Source organism: Serratia sp. NGAS9 (genome assembly GCF_009905295.1).
Classification (GTDB): Bacteria; Pseudomonadota; Gammaproteobacteria; order Enterobacterales; family Enterobacteriaceae; genus Serratia; species Serratia bockelmannii.
This window is the reverse complement of record NZ_CP047605.1, coordinates 3,785,489-3,799,294: the sequence shown is the minus strand read 5'-3', so window position 1 is coordinate 3,799,294 and position 13,806 is coordinate 3,785,489. Positions and strand designations below refer to the sequence as shown.

The window sequence follows — 13,806 nt, the reverse complement described above, 5'->3', positions numbered from 1 at the left end:
ACCATTTATAATGATGGATGCGAGATGACTAAAACCTATCCCACTCAGGCTTGAAGCTGCCTTTGCGCTTACGATCGCGGTGCAACTTCAACGAGCAGGGGAAATATCTGGAGTGTATTTATGCGTTGGCAAGGGCGTCGGGAAAGTGACAATGTTGAGGATCGTCGCGGGCAATCTTCAGGTTTGGGCGGTGGTGGCGGCGGCTTCCGTGTGCCGCGCGGCAAGGGCGGCATTGTCATTCTGGTGGTGGTGCTGGTGGCCGGCTATTACGGTATCGATCTGTCGCCGCTATTGAACGGCGGTAACGTCGCACCGCAGGGTCAACAGCAGAGCGCCAACATCAGCCCGAAAGACGATGAATTGGCCAAATTTACCTCGGTGGTGCTGGCCTCAACCGAGGATAACTGGAAAGAGATTTTCCAGCGCATGGGCAAAACCTATCAACCGCCGAAGCTGGTGATGTATCGCGGCGTGACGCGCACCAGCTGCGGCACCGGTCAGGCGGCTATGGGGCCGTTCTACTGCCCGGGTGACAGAACGGTGTATATCGATTTGTCTTTCTACCAGGATATGAAAACCAAGCTGGGTGCCGGCGGTGATTTCGCCCAGGCCTATGTGGTGGCGCACGAAGTCGGCCACCACGTGCAGAACCTGTTGGGCATCGAGCCGAAGGTCCGCCAGATGCAGCAGGGCGCCAGCCAGGCGGAAGTAAACCGCCTGTCGGTGAAAATGGAGCTGCAGGCGGACTGCTTTGCCGGCGTGTGGGGCAAATACGCTGAGAAGCAGCAGATGCTGGAAGAGGGCGACCTGCAGGCGGCGCTGAACGCTGCGCAGGCGATTGGCGACGATCGGTTGCAGCAGCAGAGCCAGGGCCGCGTTGTGCCGGACAGCTTCACTCACGGCACCTCGCAGCAGCGCTATACCTGGTTTAAACAGGGCTTCGACAGCGGCGATCCCAATACCTGCAACACCTTTGCATCCCGTTAACGCCTCAAGTGCCGGAGCCTGACTCCGGCATTTTTTTCGGATTGAGACACAGCGTTATGTTACAGGCAGCGCAACAACTTATGCGGCGGCAGGGCATCCGACGCCTGCTGGTGCTCAGCGGTGAACCTGACTGGTGCCGCGAACAGGCGCAGCGGCTGGCGGCTACGTTGCCAGGCGACTGGCCGTGGGTCGGGGAAAATCCGCCGCCCGGCGAGGTGGCTTTAGCAAGCGGCGCGATGCGCCAATTGCTGGGGCAGGAGCGGCTGCACGCGGTGTTCGACGCCGGTCACTCGCTGGACGTAGAGGCGCTGGCGGCGTTGAGTGGCGCCTTGCGCGCCGGCAGCTGGCTGCTGCTGTTGACGCCCCCCTGGCGACAATGGCCTCAGCAGCCGGACGGCGACAGCCTGCGCTGGAGCGATTGTCCGCAGCCGATCACCACGCCGCATTTCATTCATCATCTGCAGCAGCATCTGGCCGATGACAGCGAAGTGACGATCTGGCGGCAGGGAGAGCCCCTGACGCTGGCCGCGCTGCCGGCGCGTGAAGGGTGGCAGCCGCCGGATGGCCGCCCGACCGAGGAACAACAGGCGATCTTGACGGCGCTGCTGCAGGCCGAGTCCGGCGTGTGGGTGCTGACCGCCGCCCGTGGCCGCGGCAAATCGACGTTGGCGGGTATGCTGGTGGCGCAGTCGCCGCTGACCTGCTGGATCACCGGGCCGAGCCGCGCCGCCACTGAGGTGGCCGGGGAATGGGCGCAGGGGCGCGCGCAGTTTTGGGCGCCCGATGCCTTGCTGGCGCAGTGTCGTGAGGGTGACGTCAGCGCCGTGGGGTGGCTGCTGGTGGATGAGGCGGCGGCGATCCCCGCGCCACTGTTGCAGCAGTTGATCGGTTATTTTCCTCGCGTGCTGTTGACCACCACGGTGCAGGGCTATGAAGGCACCGGCCGCGGTTTTCTGCTGAAGTTTTGCGCCGGGCTGCCGTCCTATCAGGCGCTGAGCCTGCAACAGCCGATGCGTTGGGCACAGGGGGACGCGTTGGAACGGATAACGGACAATGCGCTGTTGTTCAACGAGCTGCCCGCCTGGCCGGCGGACGGCCAGGCGATCGATTACAGCCAGGCGGAGCAGCGTGAACTGTGCGCCGATCCGCAGCGGCTGGCGCGTTTCTATGCTCTGCTGAGCAGCGCGCATTACCGCACCTCGCCGCTGGATTTGCGCAGGTTGATGGATGCGCCCGGTATGCATTTCGGGCTGGCGCAGGCCGAACAGGAAGTGGTGGGCGCCGTGTGGCTGGTGGACGAAGGCGGCTTGAGCGCCGAGTTGGCGCACGACGTGTGGGCCGGCCGCCGCCGACCGCGCGGCAACCTGGTGGCGCAGTCGCTGGCGGCGCATGGCGGCCAGTGGTGGGCGCCGATGCTGCGGTCACGGCGCATTACCCGCATCGCGACGCTGCCTGCGTTGCGGCGGCAGGGTATCGCGCGTCAGCTGGTCGAGCGGCAACGCTGCCAGGCTCAGGGTCTGGACTTCCTGTCGGTCAGCTTCGGCTATACCGAGCCGCTGTGGCGCTTTTGGCAATCCTGCGGTTTCGAGCTGGTGCGCATCGGCAGCAAGCCGGAGGCCAGCAGCGGCTGCTATACCGCGATGGCTATCTTGCCCCTGAGCGAGCAAGGAGAGGCGCTGCGGCACGCGGCGCACAAGCATCTGGCGCGCGACTGGCCCTGGCTGCGGCAGCGTATTGAACTCGCGCTGGCGATCCCGGGCGACGACGGCGACACGCCGCTTGGCGAAGAGGACTGGCGCGAGCTGGCCGGATTCGCTTTCGCCCATCGGCCGCTGGAGGCCAGCCTGGGGGCATTGCAGCGTTTGCTGTTGGCCAGCAATTTGCCGCTGCCCGCGCTGCGCGGCCATCTGCAACGGCGGCAATCCCCGGCGGCCTGCGCGGAGCAGGCGGGCGTAAGTGGCCAGAAAGCCTTGCTGCGGCACTGGCGGCACGAAACGGCGCAGGCGCTGGAACAGTTGAATGCGCAGCACTGCCGTTACTGGCGCGACTGGGCGCAGTCGTTGCAATAAATTGAATAACTCGCTCAATAAAACCCGATTTTCCCGATTTCTCAACGGCGTATAGTCACTGTCAGCGGTGCGGCGGCGACTGTCGCCGCACCAGGTTTGGTTACTATTAAGGAGTCATCGATGAAACATGAGCATTTCGTTGTCCAAACCCCGGCGACCCCGGCGGCGCAGCTGATCTTGCTGTTTCACGGTGTCGGCGACAACCCGGTGGCGATGGGGGAGATCGGCAGCTACTTCGCCAAAGACTTTCCTCAGGCACAGGTGGTGAGCATCGGTGGCCCCGAAGCGTTCGGCAACGGCGCCGGGCGCCAGTGGTTTTCGGTGCAGGACGTGACCGAAGAGAACCGCGTGGCCCGCATCGCAGACGTAATGCCGCAGTTTGTGGCCGTGGTGCGCCATTGGCAGCAGCTGAGCGGCGTTGGCTATGCCGGCACTGCCCTGGTGGGGTTCTCGCAGGGAGCGATCATGGCGCTGGAGGCGTTGAAGGCGGAAACCCGCCTCGCCGGGCGAGTGGTCGCGTTCAGCGGGCGTTTCGCCCAGTTGCCTGAGCAGGCGTTCGGCGACAGCGTGGTACATTTGATCCACGGCGAAGAGGACGCGGTGATCGCGGTGCAGCACGCTCACGCGGCGGCGGAGGCGTTGCGGACCAACGGCGCCGATTTCACGCTGGACGTGGAACAGGACGTTGGGCATGCGATCAACCAGGGCATGATGAACGCCGCGCTGGAAAGGTTGCATTACTATGTGCCGCAGCGCTACTGGGACGAAGCCTTGTCCGGCAAGCGCGGCGAGCTGATCGCCTTCCGCTAAAAATTCAGGGCGCCGATGAGCGCCCTGATGTCATTTCTTTTTCGGCCAGTCGTCTTCGTCATCCCACTGGGCATTGTTGTCGCGGTGCGGCGGTATCTCCGGCTTGTTGGCCAAATAGCTTTTAACGTCGACGCGGCGCAGTTCCTTGATGCCGCTGACGACCATCCCCACCAGAACCAGCAGGATAATCCACCAGTAATCAGCTAACCATTGCATAGCTACTCCTTTCCTTCACTGCGTATAAAACGCGAAAAAATCGAGGGCAGATGGCGTTCGAGCCATTCGGCACCGGCGACCTCCTTATCATGCCAGGCCGCCAGCAACAGCGCCGGGGTCAGCAAATGTTCGGCCTCTTGTGCCAGCGGCCGGTAGCTCAGATGCCACGGCTCCACCGCCACGCCGCCGCAGTCTTCGGTAAAGGGGCGGTAGAAACCGAATTCGGCCATATGCGCGGTCAGCCACTGGTTGAGCGGCGCAAAGTAACCGCCTTCCTCATATTCCCACGGCTCCAGCTGCAGCTTTTGCCCTTCCGGCAACAGCGACGGATCGTACACGTCCAGATCGCTGCCCCAGTGATGGCGGCTGGCGCCCGGCAGGGCCGACCAGCGCAGGATCGCCTCACAGCGCTCGGCGGCCGATAGCGTCGCGACGTCGATCGGGCGGCTGTCCTTATCTAATACTGGCCGCTGGCCGCAGAATTTGCCATTCCAAATCGCCAACTGGCGGTCGAAATCGCGGAAGGTGCTGGCGGGCTGGAGATCGAATCCCGCCTCATGCGCCGCCTGCTGCATCGCCAGGAAGGCGTTGACCGCCTGCGGCTGCAGGCGGTGGTTCCCGCTCAGCGGCGCCAGGTGTTCGGTTGAGCGGCCGGTGAGCATCTCTGCGTTGATCATGCGACCAATTGCTCCATGATGCGTTGATACATGCGGCTCAGCAGCTGCAGATCCGCGGCGTTGACACATTCGTTGACCTTGTGGATGGTGGCGTTGACCGGCCCCAGTTCCACCACCTGCGCGCCCATCTGCGCGATGAAGCGGCCGTCGGAGGTGCCGCCGGTGGTCAGCAACTGCGGCGTCAATTCAGAATAGTGCTCGACCGCGTTGACCACTGCATCCACCAGCGCGCCGCGCGAGGTGAGGAACGGTTGACCGGACAGCCGCCATTCGATGCTGTAATTCAACTGATGGCGTTCCAGCAGCTCTTCCACGCGCTGCTTGATCATCGCGTCGGTCAGTTCGGTGCTGAAACGGAAGTTGAACTGCACGTAGAGATCGCCCGGGATCACGTTGTTGCTGCCGGTGCCGGCCTGCACGTTGGCGATCTGCATACTGGTCGGCGGGAAGAACTCGTTGCCGCGATCCCATTCGATCGCCACCAGTTCATTCAGTGCCGGCATGGCGCGGTGCACCGGATTGTCCGCCAGATGCGGATAGGCAACGTGCCCCTGTACGCCGTGGATATGCAGGTTGGCGGTGATGGAGCCACGACGGCCGTTTTTCACCACGTCGCCGACGCGCTCGGTGCTGGACGGCTCGCCGACCAGGCAGTAATCCAGCCGCTCGTTGCGCGCCATCAGCGCTTCGACCACTTTAACCGTGCCGTGAGTGGCGCTGGCTTCTTCATCCGAAGTGATCAGGAATGCCAGACGACCCCGGTGATTCGGGTTGGCGGCGACAAAGCGTTCCGCGGCCACCACCATCGCGGCCAATGAGCCTTTCATGTCCGCCGCGCCGCGGCCATAGAGCATGCCGTCACGGATTGCCGGTTCAAACGGCGGGTTGTCCCAGCGTTTTTCATCACCGGTCGGCACCACGTCGGTGTGCCCGGCAAACGCCAGGGTTTGCCCTTCACCGCGCCAGGCCCAGAAGTTTTGGGTATCTTCGAAGTCCATTGCTTCGACGGTGAAGCCGATCGCCTGCAGGCGATCGATCATCAGCTGCTGGCAGCCTTCGTCATTCGGGCTGAGGGAAGGGCGTTTGATCAACTGCTGGGCCAGTTCGATAACCGGGCAAGTCATACGGCAACCTCGGTGATAAATTGTTGGTAAGTGTCGGCGTTAAAACCGAGCAGGGCGTGGCCGTTGCCGTCGTCCAGCAGCGGACGTTTAATGATTGCCGGCTGCGCCAACATCAGCGCGATGGCGGCGTCGGCATTATCACAGGCGTTGCGCTGCGCTTCATCCAGCTTGCGCCAGGTGGTACCGCGGGTATTGAGCAGCGGCTCCCAACCCAGCTGCGCGACGAAACCGCGCAGTTGCTGTTCGGTCAGGCCGTCGGCGCGGTAGTCGTGAAAATGATAGGCTATGCCCTGATCTTCCAGCCAGCGGCGGGCTTTTTTGATGGTGTCGCAGTTTTTGATGCCGTACATCGTCAGCGTTGTCTGTTGCGGTTTATTTGCCATGGCGTAAAGCTACCTGTCTCGTCGAGTCGATACTGAGCGGCGGGCGCGGTCTTAGGCCTTCTCGCCGCCCGGCGATAGCAGAGATAATGCCAGTAAAGCGGCGGCGAGATCCAGACAACGATGCGCGCGAGAGACGATTGGGCGCCAGGGAGAGAGAGGTTGGCAAAGCGATGAAACGGCGACCTTCGCCAGCGGTGCTTTTAAAAGACGCCGGCGAACGCATTCAGCCGCCAATGCGGAGCTGGGGGGCGGTCACTACTCTTTATTGATTCTTATGTTTAAACGATCGGTCAAACACCGTACGCGGGTAATATGCAACAGCGGTTTTATCCTGCTGGCGCCGAGCTTTTTCATTATTCGCGACTTGTAATGATTGGCGGTTTTATTTCTGATATTCATGGCATTGCTGATATCGGCCAGCGATTTTCCCGTCGACCACTCCGAAAGGAAAAGGGACTCGCGCTGGGAGAGTTGCGGCGGTTCGGTATAGTGACTGTAACGCTTATATAAGTCACCGATCAGGTGGCTGAAGCGGCTCAATGATATAAGGTTTGATAATATAATGGTCTTATTGTCGACAATCACCACCTCATGCAGGCAGTCGGTGATAATGATTATTTTGTAGGTATTGGGGTTGGCATATTCATCGCGGTAACGTGCTTCAAAATTGGCGATAGTGACATCGATAAAGCAGACCCTTTTACGGCTAAAGCCGGCCGGCGCGCGTTTTTCCGCCCATGTTTGGTTAATGAGTTGTCGAATGCCGACGGTGGTATAGGCACACTCGCTGAAAATATCAATTTCCATTTTATTATAGTCCTTTACTTTCTATTTCCCGGTGAGGATTGATATCTTAAAACATAAAAAAAGAAATAATCTAAATAATTTCATGTTGAACTTATCTTGCACCGCAAACGAATGAGCGTTATCTGGGCGCGAGCTTTGAAGGGAAGGTTATATACTAGCATGATTTATAAAGAGTAAATCTTTTTTTCAACTGAATTTTTAAGCAAGGTAAGGCTAATAGAATAGACATCTTCTATTAATACCTCGGTAATTGAAAGGAATTAACATAGATATTGGCTATCAAAATTATCAAAACGATCGTTTTTGACGATCATTAAATGACGGAAGATTGCGTTTAACGAGTTAAAAACTAAGATTTTTCTTGGTTTTATCACGATGAGAAGCTTTACTTGGATCGACAGTAAAGTCGGCGCTGAAGTCATGCGAAAATTAACGTGGAAATTGAGACAAAGATAATTCTAAACAAAGAAAATGCGATGTTTTAAGCTGTGAGCAGAGTGCGAACGTGGATGATTGATACGGAGAGCTGGCGTGAAAGAATGTCATATCGAAATTTCCGATCGGGTAACGCAGGAAATAACGTCCTGTATCGCGGAGGGGTTGGACCGTTTTAATGATCAACATATCGGCTACGGCGATCGTCTGCCGTTGGCCGTGGTGGTAAAAGATCCCGATAGTGGGGAGGTTCTCGGGGGGATTACCGGGCGCTCATCATTAGGGCTGCTGTTTCTCGATCTCTTTTATCTGCCGGAAGCGTTGCGCGGGGCGGGGCTGGGCAGCGAATTGTTGCGCCGTTTCGAGCAGGAAGGCCGCCGGCGCGGTTGCCTTTCCGCCGTGTTGTACACCATCAGCTTTCAGGCGCCGGACTTTTATCAACGACATGGCTGGCAGCGTATGGGGGAGGTGGCGTGCCTGCCGCCGGGGACCTGCCGTATCTTTATGAGCAAAACCTTGTAATGCGCGATTAACGTACGTAGCCTCCCTGTTGCAAACGCCGCAGGGCGGCGCCCTCAGCGAACACCATGCCGGTGGTCAAATCGTGAAAGCCGTACTTTTTATAGAAGGCCAGTTTTTCCGGCACCGAATAGATGAAAATCTTGCCGAGCGGCGCCAGATCTTGCATCACCCGGTCCATCAACCTGCGCCCCAACCCCTGTCCCTGAAAGCGCGGATCGATCGCCACGTCGGCCAGGTAGGCAACCGAGGTCAAATCGCTGATGGCATGTGCGGTGGCGATCAGCTCATCGCCGATAAACCCCCAATAGCAAAACTGGCTGTGTTGGTAAACGCGTTGCAGCGTATGCGGATCGCGTTCGCCCAGCCCGGCGGCCTGCAGCAATTCACACAGCCGCTGCCAGTCGATGGCGCGGCGGCTCATATCGGTGATGATTTCCATGGTTTTCCTCTAATCAATATGATTGAGATCGGCGGCATAGTGCCGAATGGCGCGCTGATAGCCGCGGATACCGGGGTCTGACGAGGTGTCCGCCAGCAACAACAACAGATCGGCCACGGCGCGTTTATTTTCACCCAGGTTGTACAGCGTCATGGCGCGAAACAGCATTAGTTCGTTGGCCTGCGGGAATTCGGTCAGGCCATCGTCGAAAGCGCGCAGCGAAGCCGGGTATTTCCCCAGGGCGCGGTAAGTGCTGCCGAGGCCCAGCCAGGCTTCACGGCGCTGGGCGGGCGGCAAATCGCGAGCCAATGCCGCGAGGTAGCAGGGAATGGCCTGTTGCTCCAGGCCCTGAACGTCATACAGGCAGGCCAGCTGAAAGTGTAACATCGCCGCTTCCGGCTCGGCCGCCAGTTGCCGTAACGCCAGCGCAGTCGCTTCCTGATAGCGGCCCTGCGTTTTCAACTGCGAGAGAGACAAAGAAGTGGACATGATCGGCGCTCCCTTGGCGTATTTTTATACCTTTTACACGCTACCGTGGAGAAATTGATATCACAAGGGAATAGCTGTACTGCACATTGATCAGATAAATACGAAAATGTGCGCTAAGCCCGATTTCCGGGCCCGGCATCGTTCCCGTCTCCCTTCACATGGTCAAAAAACAAGCGTAGAATCCGCTTCGTCAAATAATTGAGGTTGTAAAGTATTATGGTTGATCGTGAATTAGGAAACTGGAAAGACTTCATTGATGAGATGTTGGGCAACTGACACAGCGTTGAAGCAGATGGCAAGGTTGAGTCATTGGAACGTCACTGAAACACCTTGGGAACGAGATTATCGTTCGAAAAAAAGCAGCATCGGTTACCCGACGCTGCTTTTTTTATGCGCTGCCTGTTACTCCTCAGTGGTCGGCGTGGTTGCCGGATGCGCTTTACCCGGGAAACGGCGCCGCACCAGCACGAAGAACAGCGGCACGAAGAAAATCGCCAGCAGGGTGGCGGAGATCATGCCGCCCATCACCCCGGTGCCGACCGCATGCTGGCTACCGGAACCGGCGCCGCTGCTGGTGGCCATCGGCAGCACGCCGAAGATGAACGCCAGCGAGGTCATCAGGATCGGCCGCAGACGCATGCGGGACGCGTCGAGCGTCGCCGACATCAGATCCTGGCCTTTATGGTTCAGCTCATTAGCGAACTCGACGATAAGAATGGCGTTTTTCGCCGACAGCCCAATAATGGTCAACAGGCCAACCTGGAAATAGACGTCGTTCTCCAGACCGCGCAGCCAGGTGGCGGCGACCGCGCCGATCACCCCCAGTGGCACCACCAGCATCACAGAGAACGGTATCGACCAGCTCTCGTACAGCGCCGCCAGGCACAGGAACACTACCAGCAGCGAGATGGCGTACAGCGCCGGCGCCTGCGAGCCGGACAGCCGTTCCTGATAGGACATCGCCGTCCATTCCAGCCCGAAGCCGGTCGGCAGTTGGCTGACCAGTTTTTCCATTTCCGCCATCGCGGTGCCGGTGCTGACGCCGTTGGCCGCTTCGCCGACGATCTCCAGCGCCGAGCTGCCGTTATAGCGCTCCAGCCGCGGCGAACCGTACTCCCAGTGCGAGCTGGCGAAGGCCGAGAACGGCACCATGCCGCCCGCGCTGTTGCGTACATACCATTTGTTGATGTCATCCGGCAGCATGCGGAACGGCGCTGCGGCCTGCACGTAGACTTTTTTCACCCGGCCGCGGTCGACGAAGTCGTTGACGTAGGTCGAGCCCCAGGCGGTGGAGAGGGTATTGTTGATGTCGTCGATAGACACGCCCAGTGCCTGAGCCTTGCGTTGATCGGTATCGATTTGCAACTGCGGGCTGTCGTCCAGGCCGTTGTGGCGCACGCGCGACAGCAGCGGGTTTTGCCCGGCCAGCTGTAGCAGCTGATCGCGCGCTGCCATCAGCTTGGCGTGGCCGAGGCCGGCGTGGTCTTCCAACTCCATATCGAAGCCGGAAGAGTTGCCGAGGCCGGTGATAGCCGGCGGGCTGCTGGCGATCACCCGCGCTTCGTTAATCTTGTTGAACGCCAGGGTGGCGCGATCGATGATGTCGAACGAGCTGTTGGCGCCCGAGGTGCGCAGATCCCAGTCTTTTAGCCGAATGAACAGACGCGCCACGTTTTGGCCGTTCCCCCCCGGCCCGGAGCCGATGATGGCGAACACCGACAACACATCCTGTTTCTCTTCGGTGAGGAAGTACCGCTCGACCTTTTCCACCACTTTGGACGTTTGTTGCAGGGTCGAGCCTGCCGGCAGCTGCACCTGTACGGTGAAGATGCCACGGTCTTCCTGCGGCAGGAAGGAGGTCGGCAGCTTGATGAACAGCAACGCCATGCCGCCGAGCAACAGCAGATAAATCACCATGTAGCGGCCGCTGGCGTGCAGGATGCGCCCCACGCCGCGCTCATAGCGTTCGGTGTTGCGGTTGAACATGCGGTTGAACCAGCCGAAGAAGCCGCGCTTACCGTGGTGGTGGCCCTTGGCGATCGGTTTGAGCAGCGTGGCGCACAGGGCAGGGGTCAGGATCATCGCCACCAGCACCGACAGCACCATGGCGGAGACGATGGTGATGGAGAACTGTCGATAGATGGCGCCAGTGGTGCCGCCGAAGAACGCCATCGGTACGAACACCGCCGACAGCACCAGGGCGATGCCGACCAGCGCGCTCTGGATTTGCCCCATGGATTTGCGCGTGGCTTCACGCGGCGGCAGGCCTTCTTCGCTCATCACGCGTTCGACGTTTTCCACCACCACGATGGCGTCGTCCACCAGCAGGCCGATCGCCAACACCATGGCGAACATGGTGAGGGTGTTGATGCTGAAGCCGCAGGCGGACAGGATGGCGAAGGTGCCCATTAGCACCACCGGCACGGCGATGGTGGGGATCAGCGTGGCGCGGAAATTCTGCAGGAACAGGTACATCACCAGGAACACCAGCAGGATGGCTTCCAGCAGCGTTTTCACCACGTCCTTGATCGAGGCTTTGACGAACGGGGTGGTTTCATAGGCCACTTTGGCCTCCAGCCCGCGCGGGAAGTACTGCGACAGTTCGGCGATCTTGTCCTTCACCAACTGGTCGGTCTGCAGTTCGTTGGCGCCGGAGGCCAGCTTGATGTTCATGCCCGCGGCCTGCATCCCGTTGTAGCGGCTGAGGTAGTTGTAGTTCTCGCCGCCCAGTTCGACGGTGGCGACGTTGCCCAGCGTCACCAGCGATCCGTCCTGATTGACCCGCAGGGTGATCTGGCGGAATTGTTCTGGCGTCTGGAGCTGCGACTGGGCGTTGATGGTGGCGTTCAACGCCTGTTTATCGACCGATGGCGTGCCGCCCAACTGGCCGACCGCCACCTGGGCGTTCTGCGATTGAATGGCCTTGACCACGTCCTGGGTCGTGAGCTGGTAACTGTTGAGCTTGTTGGGATCGAGCCAGATACGCATGGCGTATTGCGAGCCGTACACGTCCATGCTGCCGACGCCGTTGATGCGGCTGAGCGGATCCTGCAGGTTGGAGACGATGTAATCGGCGATGTCCTGCTTGTCCATGCTGTTGTCGGTGGAGACGAACGCCACCATCATCAGCGTGGTGTCGCCGGATTTCGACACCGTGACCCCCTGATTCTGCACCGCCTGCGGCAAACGTTTGATCGCCGCCTGCAGCTGGTTTTGCACCTGCTGCATCGCTTCGTTGGGATCGGTGCCGGCTTCGAACGTCAGCGTGACGGTTGCCTGGCCGGTATTGGTGCTCTGCGACGACATATACATCATGTTGTCGAGGCCGGTCATATTCTGTTCAATGATCTGCGTGACGGTGTTTTCCAGCGTTTGCGCCGAAGCACCTGGGTAAGTTGCGCTAATGCGCACGTTCGGCGGCGCCAGATTCGGGTATTGTTCTACCGGTAAAGAAAAAATCGCCAATGCCCCGGTCAGGCAAAGAATAATTGCCAGCACCCAGGCGAAAATCGGGCGATCAATAAAAAAATTGGCCATGCAGCGCGAACCTCGTTATGACTTGTTCTATCTTTAAAACGCATCGGAAATATGCATTTCAGCGGCAGGGAAGGATTCCGGCGCTATTGCACTTTACTCGGGATAGTCGAGGAAAGCGTGGAGAAAAAAAGGAGATAGTGTAAATAACGGTAGCGGAAAACGGCGTGGATGCACCGACGCCGATAATTGTACGCTATTAAGACATTTTTATTACTATCAAAGGCCTTGCGCATGTCTTCGCCGCAGGCAACCGAAAGTAAAAACTGGACTCACCTTACAGCAGGAGCTTGGCATGGGAATTAACCCGGTATTTGCCCGTCGGCTTTATTTATGCTGGCTGATCAGCCACAGTGAGCGGCCCAATGTGCCGCGGTTGATGGCGCTGACCGGTTGGCCGCGCCGCACGTTGCAGGATGTGCTGAAGGCGCTGCCCGGCATGGGCGTCGAGCTGCAGTTCGTGCAGCAGGGCGTGCGCAACAACGACGGTTTCTATCAGTTGGAAAGCTGGGGGCCGTTCAACAAGAGCTGGGTGCATCAGCACCATCAGGCGCTGCTCAGCGCCATCGAGTAAGCGGCCCCGGCGTATTGGCCGGGGCGGGGCGATCAGTGGCTTTTGTACTCCAGGTACATCACCGTCGCCGCCACGCGAGAACGCACGTCCAGCTTGCGCAGTATATTGCGGATGTGCACCTTCACGGTTTCTTCAGAAATATGCAGCTGCGCCGCCACCTGTTTGTTGGACAGGCCGCGCGCCACCTCTTGCAAGACGTCCAGTTCGCGTTCGGTCAAGGCGGCGAAGGGATCGCGTTGCTCGCCGCGCGCCAGCAAATAGTCGGCCATGGCGTCGCTGATCACGTTCTGCCCTTCGGCGGCGGCGCTGATGTGTTCCAGCAGCTGTTCCGGTTCACTGTCTTTCAGCAGATAGCCGTCGGCGCCGGCGTCGATCAGCGCATACAGATCGCTGCGCGCGTCGGAGACCGTCAGCACGATGATGCGCGCGTCCACGCCTTCGTCGCGCAGGGCCCGCAGCGTATCCAGCCCGGACATGCCCTTCATGTTCAGATCCAACAAGATCACGTCCGGCGCGTGCTGCAGTGCCAGCGCAACCGCCTCGCTGCCGTTGCCGGCTTCCGCTACCACGCCAAATCGCGCATCCAGTCCCAGCAGCTGTTTGATGCCGCGCCGCATCAACGGATGATCGTCAACGATCATGACTCGGTATTGCTTCATCACCATGAAATATGCTCCCTGTAGCAAGTAAAGCCACTCAAACGCGCCCGGAGGCGTGCTTCACAGTGGGACTGTCTCTTC

At 59.5% G+C, this 13,806-nt stretch carries 15 protein-coding genes; 6 read left to right on the top strand and 9 right to left on the bottom strand.

From position 1 onward, the window contains the following. The first annotated feature begins 120 nt into the window (after positions 1-120). The 3 genes from GUC32_RS18125 (at position 121) to ypfH (ending at position 3,866) form a co-directional block, all read left to right on the top strand. On the top strand, positions 121-987 hold the full coding sequence (locus tag GUC32_RS18125) for a neutral zinc metallopeptidase (protein ID WP_043140420.1): 867 nt from the start codon (positions 121-123) through the stop codon (positions 985-987). A gap of 56 nt (positions 988-1,043) precedes the next feature. Next, the gene (locus GUC32_RS18120) at positions 1,044-3,056 is read left to right on the top strand and encodes a tRNA(Met) cytidine acetyltransferase TmcA (protein ID WP_197832442.1); all 2,013 of its coding nucleotides are present in this window, start codon (positions 1,044-1,046) and stop codon (positions 3,054-3,056) included. A 120-nt stretch (positions 3,057-3,176) separates the two neighbouring features. Next, positions 3,177-3,866 (top strand): esterase, encoded by a 690-nt coding sequence (gene ypfH, locus GUC32_RS18115; protein WP_197832443.1) that lies wholly within the window; start codon positions 3,177-3,179, stop codon positions 3,864-3,866. A gap of 30 nt (positions 3,867-3,896) precedes the next feature. Here ypfH and GUC32_RS18110 read toward each other — a convergent pair whose 3' ends face one another. The 5 genes from GUC32_RS18110 to GUC32_RS18090 form a co-directional block, all read right to left on the bottom strand. Next, on the bottom strand, positions 3,897-4,082 hold the full coding sequence (locus GUC32_RS18110) for a YpfN family protein (protein ID WP_004941720.1): 186 nt from the start codon (positions 4,080-4,082) through the stop codon (positions 3,897-3,899). Positions 4,083-4,084: 2 nt separating this feature from the next. Beyond that, positions 4,085-4,759: a M15 family metallopeptidase gene (locus GUC32_RS18105; RefSeq protein ID WP_025303824.1), complete on the bottom strand. Its 675-nt coding sequence runs from the start codon at positions 4,757-4,759 to the stop codon at positions 4,085-4,087. Further along, on the bottom strand, positions 4,756-5,883 hold the full coding sequence (gene dapE, locus GUC32_RS18100) for a succinyl-diaminopimelate desuccinylase (protein ID WP_025303823.1): 1,128 nt from the start codon (positions 5,881-5,883) through the stop codon (positions 4,756-4,758). Before dapE ends, GUC32_RS18105 begins: the two co-directional genes overlap by 4 nt. Beyond that, a complete protein-coding gene (locus GUC32_RS18095) occupies positions 5,880-6,266 on the bottom strand; it encodes an ArsC family reductase (protein WP_025303822.1) in 387 nt (128 codons plus the stop codon). Before GUC32_RS18095 ends, dapE begins: the two co-directional genes overlap by 4 nt. A gap of 255 nt (positions 6,267-6,521) precedes the next feature. Continuing rightward, positions 6,522-7,073, bottom strand: coding sequence for a LuxR C-terminal-related transcriptional regulator (locus GUC32_RS18090; protein ID WP_089181196.1), 552 nt, complete (start codon positions 7,071-7,073; stop codon positions 6,522-6,524). 531 nt (positions 7,074-7,604) lie between these two features. On the opposite strand from GUC32_RS18090, the gene GUC32_RS18085 reads away from it, so the two are divergent. Continuing rightward, positions 7,605-8,030 (top strand): GNAT family N-acetyltransferase, encoded by a 426-nt coding sequence (locus GUC32_RS18085; RefSeq protein ID WP_025303820.1) that lies wholly within the window; start codon positions 7,605-7,607, stop codon positions 8,028-8,030. Positions 8,031-8,037: 7 nt separating this feature from the next. Here the strand turns inward: GUC32_RS18085 and GUC32_RS18080 are convergent, their stop codons facing one another. Further along, on the bottom strand, positions 8,038-8,469 hold the full coding sequence (locus GUC32_RS18080) for a GNAT family N-acetyltransferase (protein WP_025303819.1): 432 nt from the start codon (positions 8,467-8,469) through the stop codon (positions 8,038-8,040). A 9-nt stretch (positions 8,470-8,478) separates the two neighbouring features. Then, entirely contained in the window at positions 8,479-8,958 is a 480-nt protein-coding gene (locus GUC32_RS18075; RefSeq protein WP_049204814.1) for a tetratricopeptide repeat protein, read from the bottom strand. A 216-nt stretch (positions 8,959-9,174) separates the two neighbouring features. Here GUC32_RS18075 and ypfM point away from each other — a divergent pair, with 216 nt between their 5' ends. Next, entirely contained in the window at positions 9,175-9,234 is a 60-nt protein-coding gene (gene ypfM, locus GUC32_RS18070; protein WP_100396732.1) for a protein YpfM, read from the top strand. A 126-nt stretch (positions 9,235-9,360) separates the two neighbouring features. Here the strand turns inward: ypfM and acrD are convergent, their stop codons facing one another. Next, positions 9,361-12,495 carry a multidrug efflux RND transporter permease AcrD gene (gene acrD / locus GUC32_RS18065; protein WP_369435363.1) on the bottom strand — a complete coding sequence of 1,045 codons (3,135 nt, stop codon included), beginning with the start codon at positions 12,493-12,495 and terminating at the stop codon, positions 9,361-9,363. A gap of 292 nt (positions 12,496-12,787) precedes the next feature. Here acrD and GUC32_RS18060 point away from each other — a divergent pair, with 292 nt between their 5' ends. Beyond that, positions 12,788-13,066, top strand: coding sequence for a helix-turn-helix domain-containing protein (locus tag GUC32_RS18060; RefSeq protein WP_004941750.1), 279 nt, complete (start codon positions 12,788-12,790; stop codon positions 13,064-13,066). A gap of 32 nt (positions 13,067-13,098) precedes the next feature. Here the strand turns inward: GUC32_RS18060 and GUC32_RS18055 are convergent, their stop codons facing one another. Further along, positions 13,099-13,731, bottom strand: a complete 633-nt coding sequence (locus tag GUC32_RS18055; RefSeq protein WP_025303816.1) for a response regulator — start codon at positions 13,729-13,731, stop codon at positions 13,099-13,101. Positions 13,732-13,806 lie beyond the last annotated feature (75 nt).

Coding starts and splice junctions, on each gene's coding strand:
- GUC32_RS18125 (WP_043140420.1), top strand. CDS start 121: ATGCGTTGGCAAGGGCGTCGGGAAAGTGACAATGTTGAGGATCGTCGC.
- GUC32_RS18120 (WP_197832442.1), top strand. CDS start 1,044: ATGTTACAGGCAGCGCAACAACTTATGCGGCGGCAGGGCATCCGACGC.
- ypfH (WP_197832443.1), top strand. CDS start 3,177: ATGAAACATGAGCATTTCGTTGTCCAAACCCCGGCGACCCCGGCGGCG.
- GUC32_RS18110 (WP_004941720.1), bottom strand. CDS start 4,082: ATGCAATGGTTAGCTGATTACTGGTGGATTATCCTGCTGGTTCTGGTG.
- GUC32_RS18105 (WP_025303824.1), bottom strand. CDS start 4,759: ATGATCAACGCAGAGATGCTCACCGGCCGCTCAACCGAACACCTGGCG.
- dapE (WP_025303823.1), bottom strand. CDS start 5,883: ATGACTTGCCCGGTTATCGAACTGGCCCAGCAGTTGATCAAACGCCCT.
- GUC32_RS18095 (WP_025303822.1), bottom strand. CDS start 6,266: ATGGCAAATAAACCGCAACAGACAACGCTGACGATGTACGGCATCAAA.
- GUC32_RS18090 (WP_089181196.1), bottom strand. CDS start 7,073: ATGGAAATTGATATTTTCAGCGAGTGTGCCTATACCACCGTCGGCATT.
- GUC32_RS18080 (WP_025303819.1), bottom strand. CDS start 8,469: ATGGAAATCATCACCGATATGAGCCGCCGCGCCATCGACTGGCAGCGG.
- GUC32_RS18075 (WP_049204814.1), bottom strand. CDS start 8,958: ATGTCCACTTCTTTGTCTCTCTCGCAGTTGAAAACGCAGGGCCGCTAT.
- acrD (WP_369435363.1), bottom strand. CDS start 12,495: ATGGCCAATTTTTTTATTGATCGCCCGATTTTCGCCTGGGTGCTGGCA.
- GUC32_RS18060 (WP_004941750.1), top strand. CDS start 12,788: ATGGGAATTAACCCGGTATTTGCCCGTCGGCTTTATTTATGCTGGCTG.
- GUC32_RS18055 (WP_025303816.1), bottom strand. CDS start 13,731: ATGGTGATGAAGCAATACCGAGTCATGATCGTTGACGATCATCCGTTG.